This is a genomic window from Streptomyces sp. SID3343 (genome assembly GCF_009865215.1).
In the GTDB taxonomy this organism is placed as follows: Bacteria; Actinomycetota; Actinomycetes; order Streptomycetales; family Streptomycetaceae; genus Embleya.
Genome location: NZ_WWJX01000620.1, coordinates 1 through 7,943 on the forward strand (window position 1 = coordinate 1; position 7,943 = coordinate 7,943).

At 72.9% G+C, this 7,943-nt stretch carries 4 protein-coding genes and 1 pseudogene; 4 read left to right on the forward strand and 1 reads right to left on the reverse strand.

Annotated features, from left to right (window positions below; genetic code table 11):
- A pseudogene (locus tag GT354_RS19345) lies at positions 1-387 on the reverse strand (hypothetical protein); the annotation flags it as partial.
- Between the two features lie 160 nt (positions 388-547).
- Here GT354_RS19345 and GT354_RS19350 point away from each other — a divergent pair.
- The 4 genes from GT354_RS19350 to GT354_RS19365 form a co-directional block, all read left to right on the forward strand.
- Positions 548-1,402, forward strand: coding sequence for a DUF4132 domain-containing protein (locus tag GT354_RS19350; RefSeq protein WP_161357555.1), 855 nt, complete (start codon positions 548-550; stop codon positions 1,400-1,402).
- A complete protein-coding gene (locus GT354_RS19355; protein ID WP_161357556.1) occupies positions 1,399-6,288 on the forward strand; it encodes a hypothetical protein in 4,890 nt (1,629 codons plus the stop codon). Before GT354_RS19350 ends, GT354_RS19355 begins: the two co-directional genes overlap by 4 nt.
- On the forward strand, positions 6,288-7,448 hold the full coding sequence (locus tag GT354_RS19360; RefSeq protein WP_161357557.1) for an AAA family ATPase: 1,161 nt from the start codon (positions 6,288-6,290) through the stop codon (positions 7,446-7,448). The genes GT354_RS19355 and GT354_RS19360 overlap by 1 nt, the downstream gene beginning before the upstream one ends.
- A gap of 4 nt (positions 7,449-7,452) precedes the next feature.
- The coding region (locus GT354_RS19365; protein WP_346012088.1) for a DUF5682 family protein at positions 7,453-7,943 on the forward strand (491 nt) is incomplete at its 3' end.

Sequence of the window (7,943 nt, forward strand, 5' to 3'; positions counted from 1 at the left end):
GGCCGCGAAGCCACCGTCGGGCGCCGCGCCGCCGATCGCCGTCGACCCGCCGGCAGCCGCGGGCACACCGACGGCCGCCGACACACCGACAGCCGCCGACAAACCGACCGTCGCCGGCAGGAAGTCGACGGTGCCGTTCGACGTGAGACGCGTCGCCGCCTCCGCCGCCCCGTCCGATCCGGGGCCGGGAATCAAACTGCGCAGACCACGAGGCACGGCGGGCACTGTCATGCCTCGAAAGTTAGTGGAAAAGCCGCCTGTTGTTCTCGCGGCAGACGTGAATTCCTCCGGTCGAGTGGCGATTTCCCGGCCCGGAGGACCGTTTTCCTCCTGCCGGACGACGACCCTGTCGGAATGGGCCGCTAACGTTCCCGCCATCCTGGTCACGGGCGCCCTGCGCCTTGTGCCGCACGGCAGTTGACGGGGTGCCACACACCTGAGCCGCAATCGTGATCGTCGTGTCGACGGCAGTCGCGACGTCGGTCGCGAAAGCGGTCGCCCGGGCGCGGTTTTGTAGGGCACCGACGGAAAGCGAAGGGGAACGAACGTGGGATGGATCCCGGCGGGCGATTACGAGGTCGCCCTCGACGACGGCAAAGTGGTCTGCCGCAACGCCAAGGGCCGACAACTGAAGTCGGTGCCGAGCAAACTTTCCGAGGATCCGGCCGTGATCGGCCTGCGCCAACTCGTCGAATGGCTGGAACGACACGATCGCGCGTGCCTGGCCGCCGTCGAGGCGTGGATGATCGGCTCGGTTCCCGTGCTCGTCTCGGTGCTGTCGCGAGTGTGGCCCGACCCGTCCTGGCAGGCCGTCCTGCGTGACCTCGTGGTGACCGCCGAGGACGGGGACACCGTCGGCTTCCTGCGCGGAGCCGATCCCGAGCGGGGGGTGGGCATCGTCGACCTCGACGGCGACACCGTCTACGTCGACCCCGAGACGGTGCGCATCCCGCACCCGGTACTGCTGGGCGACCTGGACGACCTGCGTGAGTTCGCCGTCGAACTGGGCGTCGAACAGCGCGTGGGGCAGCTGTACCGCGAGGTGTGGCACCGGGCCGCCGACCCGGAGGACGGCAAGCGCACCTCCGTCGAGGAGTTCTCCGGCGGGCGCTACGACCAACTGCGCTTCCTGATCGGCCGGGCCACCCAGCTCGGCTACCAGGTGCGCGGCGGTCAGGCCGTGTGCGCCGTGCTCGACGGCGGGCGCGAGATCGAGGCCCGGATGTGGCTGGGCGACTACGACGGCTACGAGTCCACCGAGACCGGCGCGGTCTCGTGGACCGAACGGGGCCAGGCCCTCACCCTCGACCGGGTCCCGCCGGTGGCGTGGTCGGAAGGCATGCGCATGGGCGCCGCGCTGTACGCGGGCCGCACGATCGAGACGACGGAGACAGCGGCATGACGACCCCCGACACGACCACCCGTGACACCAAGGCCGCCGTGGACGCGGCCCGCACGCTGCTCGACGCGGGCGCCGTACTGCCCCCGGCCACGCTCACCGGCGACGACGTGGACACGCTGACCGTGCGCACGTACACGCACGCCGTCCTCGCGGACCGGCCGATCGTGCGCCTGGTCCCCGCCACCCTCGGCGACGCCGAGGATCTCGCGCTCGGCTTCCTGGGCCTGGCCCGCGACGAGGACGTGCCCGAGGTCGGCCAGGTCCGCCGCGAAGCGCTCGGATTCCCCGCCTGGGCGCTCGTCAACGACCCCGCGAACGGCCACCACGCGCTCGCCCTGGTCCGCGACATCGAGCGGTTGGACCGCCAGGCCAAGACCAAGCCGGGCAGCGCCAAGGAGGGCTTCGAGGCGCTGGCGACCCGACTCGGCCGGGCCGTACCGCACTTTTTGCCCACGTTCCACGAGCAGGCCGCGCGGATCTTCCTCAAGCACGACAACACGACCTACGCGTCGGCGTTCTTCGGCAAGGCCCGCGAGGCCGAGCGCGTGCACAACCTGGCGATCGAGGAGGAGCGCCTGCGCGCGGTGTTCCTGGAGTTCGCGTTCGCCGGCGCGCTCACCGCCAAGGCGCTCAAGGAGCACGCCAAGGCGCTGACCAACCGGCTGGGCCCGCGCGAGGCGTGGGTGCAATTTCGCCAACTCGCCGTCGAGCGCTGCACCGCGGGCATGCCGCCGTACGCCGGCCTGGCCGAGGACGCCCGCGCGCTGATCCGCGCGTCCGGCGGCGACACCGAGACCGACGAACGCGCGTTGCTGCGCGAACTGCTCGCCACCCCCGCGATCGCCCGCGCGCCGCTGTCGTTCTGGAAGGTCAACCGCAAGCCGCTGGCCGCGCTCGCCGCCGCCGAACCCGACACGCGGCAACGCCTGCTGGAGATCCTGCCGACGCCCGGCGGCTCCACCGAGGCGGCCGACCTCGACGGCTTCTGGCTCGACCTGCTCACCGAGGCCGGCGTCGTGGACCTGCTCGTCGCCGGCGACACACTCGCGCCCGGCGCCCGCGCCCAATGGATCTCCCGCTGGGCCACGCACCGCCAACGCGGCTGGCGCCCCGGCCCGCGCTGCGAGCGCACGCTGAGCCTGGTCACCCGGATGGCCGACGCCCTGCGCGCCGAGGAAACACCCGTCACGCTGTTCACCGGCGGCGGGTGGCGCACCGGCGTCGACGTCGACCTGCTCGACCTCGTACTCGCCGAGCGGATACCGCTCACGCCGCCGCAGGACAACGCCTGCATCGGACTCGACGAATGGTGGGACGACAGCCGCGACGGCCGCCGCGACCTCGCCGCCGTCGCCGCGGACGCCGCGCACGCGCCCCTGCTGCACCAAGGCGTCGGCGCCTGCAAGCGCCACGAGAAGACCGCCGCCCACCCGGTCCTGCGCCCCGTGCTCGCCGCGTGGCTGACCGAGCGGGCCGCCGACCTCGCCTCGGCCACCGGATTGCCCGCCGCCGAGCAGGCGTTCGGCGCGATCAACGAGTTCCGCGACGTGGTCGCCGACGTGACCCCCGACGTGGTCGAGCGAGTGCGCGCGTACGACGCCTCCGCGCTCCTGGCGAGCACGCTGCGTGCCGGTGTGTACGACGAACTCGGTTGGCCCGCGCTCGACGAGGCGGCCGAACTGCTCGGCGCCGGTGTCCCCGGCAACGTCGAACTCGACGTCGACGAGGCGTGGCCCGCGCTCGTGCTGTCCACCAAGAAGCGCGCGATCGTGGTCGGCCCCGAGGGCATCCTGCTCGACCACGAACCGCGCGTGCCCAAGGACCACAACTCGTGGCAGCACACCCGCTACCGCTACGTCGACGGGCAACTCCTGGTCGCCTGGTACAACAAGAACTACGACTGGGAGGGCTACTGGTCCTCGCGTCCCGGCGAGACCTTCCTGCTCGACGGCGACGGCCCCAACAGCGGCTCCGACAGTCACCCCGCGGTCTCGCTCGCGCTGCCCGACGGCGGTCGAGCCACCGGCGGACGCCCCCTGCACGCCGGTGACACCAAGCTCCCGCCGCGCCGCGCCCTGCTCACCGACGGCATCGCCCACTGGTCGCTCGACCACGACCGCAGCGACCGCAAGTGGACCGAGTACGACCCGACCACCGGCGCGCACGGCCGCGCGTCGCTGCCCGCCCCCTTCGCCGCGGCCGTCGCCGACGGCGGCTCGCTGATCGCCGAGGCGTGCGAACTGCTCCCGCTGCAGCCCGGCCTGGAGCACAGCCCGTTCGGTACCGACGGCACACTGCTCGGCCGCTGGGTCCGAGTCGACGGCGACACGGTGACCACGGGCTCGGTCGACGGCACCACCGTGACGATCCCCGCCCGCAACCACCGCAACTGGGACAATCGGCCGCAGGACGTCCCGCTCGGCACCCTGCGCCTGCCCGGCGGCGCGGCCCCCACGGTGATCGCCACCCGCGAGCACATCGCGCTGTGGGCGGGCGACGTCCACCTGGGCAACTGCACGACGTACAAGCGCGGCCGGGGCATCGCCGCGGGCAGCCCGCTGGTGCCGCCGCGCTCCTTCTGGCACGCGCTGCGCCCGCGCGACGAGAGCGGCTCGATCGCGCTGCGCACGCTCGCCGACGACAAGGTCGCCGAACTGGTCGCCGCCGTCCAGGCCGACCACGACCGGGCCTATCACGAGTACGGCGAGGCCAAGGCCGCCGGCCGGAAGCCGACCCTGCCCGCACTCGTGCGGGTCGAGCCGATCCGACGGCTGCTGCCCGAGGTCACCCACCCCGGTCTGGCCTTCGGCGTCGCCTCGCTCGCCCGCGACACCGCCAAACTCGCGGAGCGGCTGCGCGCGTTCGGCAAGATCGAGAAGAAGAAGGTCCGCGCGCTGCCCACCGGACCCGAGCACGGCGGCGACAACGACCTGCGCGAGGCCCTCTCCGGGGTGATCAACACCGGCTACTACGGCTTCTCGTCGTCCTCGTGGACGGTGCTCGAACACATCACCTCCGTCGCCCGGACGCTGGCCTCGACCGATCGCCCCCAGACCTGGACGACGTCGACCGGCAAGCTGGGCGAACCGCGATTCGGCTGGCACCCCCTGCTCGACCTGCGCGCCGGTGTGGCCGCCCGAGCCCTGTCGCCGTTCACCCCCGAGGCGCACCGCGCGTCGCTGCTGCTGATCCTCGAAGCGCTCGCCACCGGCCCGCTCGGCGACCCCGCCGGCACGCTGCGCAGGGTGACCCTGTGCGAGCCGGTCGAGGAGAACAAGAAGCAGCGCAACCGCAAGGGCGAGATCCTGCGACGCGGCGACCGCACGGTGATCTTCCTGGACAGTCAGTACACCTACAACCAGAACAACCACTGGGTCGCCCTCGACCACGACCCCTCGAAGAACTTCGAGGCGATCGACGGCTTCACCACCCACGAGGAGCACCGCTACACCGAGCCGCTCTCGGCGGCCCGGATCACCGCCCTGGTCCGCGGCGTGCGCGAACACGGGCCGGTACCGGTCCGCCCCGAGTCGGTGCCGGCACTGGTCGAGGGCACCGGACTGGGCCGAGCCGAGGCGAGCGTCCTGCTCTCCGGCCCGCCCGCCGACGAACTCGACAAGGACCAGCGGGCGATCCTGGGACTCAAGGCCACCGAGGCCAAGAACGCCCGTGCCCAACTCGCCCGCCTCGACGGCAGCGCGCGGGCCAGGGTGCTCGCCGCGCTCGTGCCGGCCGCGCCCGAGGATGTCCACACCCTGTGGACGACCGGCTTCGACATCGCGGCGACCATCCGGGCGTGGGAGGTCGAGTTCGGCCGGGTGCTGCGGCTGCCCGAGGACGTCGCGGCCGACCTTCGCGGCGTGGCGTCCTACGGAGTGGACACCGTCCTGGCACCCGAGTCCCATGCCTGGATCGTCGGCACCTCGACGCACAAACTCGACAAGGACGGGCAGTTGCGCGCGTCCGACGGCGCCAACGTGCCCAGCTCCAGCGCCCTGGCCATGACGGTGACCGCACTCGCGTGGCTCGCCTACCGACTGCCCTACGGCGACCCGCTGCGAGCCCAACTGCCGCACGTGCTCGACCTGTTGCGGGGGCGCCTCGCCGACCCGGGCCTCGTGCTCGACCTGGACGTCGAATACTCCGACGGCAAGCCGACCGCGCCGCGCGTGCGCGAGGCCGCCGGACTGGCCGAGCACGGCGGCGCCGACGCCGACGGGATCGTCCGCATCGACGACCGCCTCCTCCTCACCCCCTGGTACAACGGAAGCGAATTCACCTACGTACGCCCCGCCGGATTCACCGGCGCGGACGACCCGTGGTTCGACCGCCTGATCGGCCTGCGCGGCGAATCCTCCAACGGACTCACCGCCCTGCGCCGCATCCTGGACCCCGCGTTCGCCCGCCTCCTCGCCGCCGACGGGCCCGCCGGCCTGCCCCAGGACCCCACGCACGTGGTGCCCGAACTCGTCGCCGAGGTCGCCAAGACGCACGGGATCGGCGAGGACGCCGCGACGCTGTACCTGCAACTGCTCGCCCTCCCGGACCCGACCGACCGTCAGGTCGCCCGCTGGACCGGCTGGAAGCCCGCGCGGCTGAAGAAGGCCCGAGCCGAACTGGCCGCCACCGACCTCGTCGTCGAGGCCAAGCGCGAACGCGCCGGCCGCACCCTGTTCCTGCCCGGCGGTTGGAACGCGCTCAAGTCGCCCCAACTGCCCGTCGAGACCTGGAAGGACGGCCTGTACGACCGGGCGTACGGTAGCGCCGTCGTCCCCGAGAACCCCGTGCCCGAGCTGTTCCGACGGGCCTGGCAGCGGGTTCAGGACGGCGACGCACCCGGCTTCGAGCAACTCGTCACCCGCACCACCCGGAAGGGCCGCCGCTGATGGCAACCGCTGTGGAAACACCCTTGCCCGCCCGACAGATACAACCCCCGGAGGACCTGTTCGCAACCGAACTGGCCTTCCTCGCCGCGTACGACAGCGGGCCGCGCCCGCCCGCGTGGCGGCTCACCCCGCGGGCCGTGGTCACCTTCGTGATGGGCAGCGGCGACGAACTCAAGCTGCCCGAAGCGGTCCCCGGACTGCCCCGCACGCTGACCGTCGGCGCCAAGTTCGTCGGTGATCGCGCGCTCGTCGAACGCTGCGTGGTCACCCTCGCGGGAGAGCGCGGTCTGCTCCTGGTCGGCGAACCCGGCACCGCCAAGTCGATGCTGTCCGAGCTGCTCGCCGCCGCCGTGTGCGGCACCAGCGGGCTCACCGTCCAGGGCACCGCCGGCACCACCGAGGACCAGCTCAAGTACGGCTGGAACTACGCGCTCCTGCTCGCCCAGGGCCCCAGCCGGGGGGCGCTCGTTCCCTCGCCGGTGCTCACCGCGATGACCACCGGCGGCGTGGCGCGGATCGAAGAGGTCACCCGCTGCCTGCCCGAGGTGCAGGACGCACTCGTGTCCTTGCTGTCCGAGCGCCGGATCGCGGTACCCGAACTCGCGGGCAGCGCCGACGCGCAGGTCCACGCCGCCCCGGGCTTCACCCTGATCGCCACCGCGAACCTGCGCGACCGGGGCGTCTCGGAGATGTCGGCGGCGCTCAAGCGCCGGTTCAACTTCGAAACGGTCGGCCCGATCGGCGACCACGACGCGGAGATCGCGCTGGTCCGGCGCCAGGCCAAGGCCGCGGTCGAACGCACGGGCACCGCGTACACGGTCGACGACACGGTCCTGGAGGTGCTCGTGACGGCCTTCCGCGACCTGCGCACCGGCCGCTCGGCCGAGGGTTGGGAGATCGAACGCCCGTCCACCGTGCTGAGTACCGCGGAGGCGGTCTCGGTCGCGTCCTCGCTCGCCCTCGCGGCGGCGTACTTCCCCGGCGACCGGGACGTGCTGGGCCTGCTCCCGGGGCACCTGCTGGGCGTTGCCAAGAAGGACGACCCGGCCGACGCGGACCGCCTGTTGTCCTACTGGGACGCGGCGGTGCGGCGCCGCGCGGAGCACGGCTCCGCGACCTGGCGCACCCTGTGGGATCTGCGCGGAGTCCTGGAGGGCTGAGCACGTGTCATCGAACGCAACGGGCGGGCCCGTCGACGAGGCCCGCCCGGCCGCCGCGCGCTTGGCCGCGGCCCGACAGCCGTATCTGATCGGCGTGCGCCACCACGCGCCGTCGCTGGCCGCCGCCGTACCCGCACTCCTCGACGGCGTACGTCCCGACGTCGTGCTGATCGAGCTGCCGCGCGAGGCCGCGCCGTGGCTGGAATGGCTCGCCCACGAGGACACCCGGGCCCCGATCGCGCTCGCCGGCAACGGCCCGCACGGGCTCGGGTTCTATCCCTTCGCCGACTTCTCGCCGGAACTCGCGGCACTGCGCTGGGCCGCTCGCAACGGCGTCCCGGTACTGCCGTGCGACCTGCCGCTGGGACACCCCGGATGGGACCGCGCGGACAGCGTGGCCGACGGCGAGGGGGGCGGCGAGGTCGGCGGTCTGCGGGCGGTGCTGCGCGACCGGCTCAGCGGGCGCGCGGGCGACGACCTGTGGGACCGGCTCGT

Excerpts from the sequence above, each read along its gene's own strand:
- GT354_RS19355 (WP_161357556.1), top strand. The coding sequence starts at position 1,399 with ATGACGACCCCCGACACGACCACCCGTGACACCAAGGCCGCCGTGGAC.
- GT354_RS19360 (WP_161357557.1), top strand. The coding sequence starts at position 6,288 with ATGGCAACCGCTGTGGAAACACCCTTGCCCGCCCGACAGATACAACCC.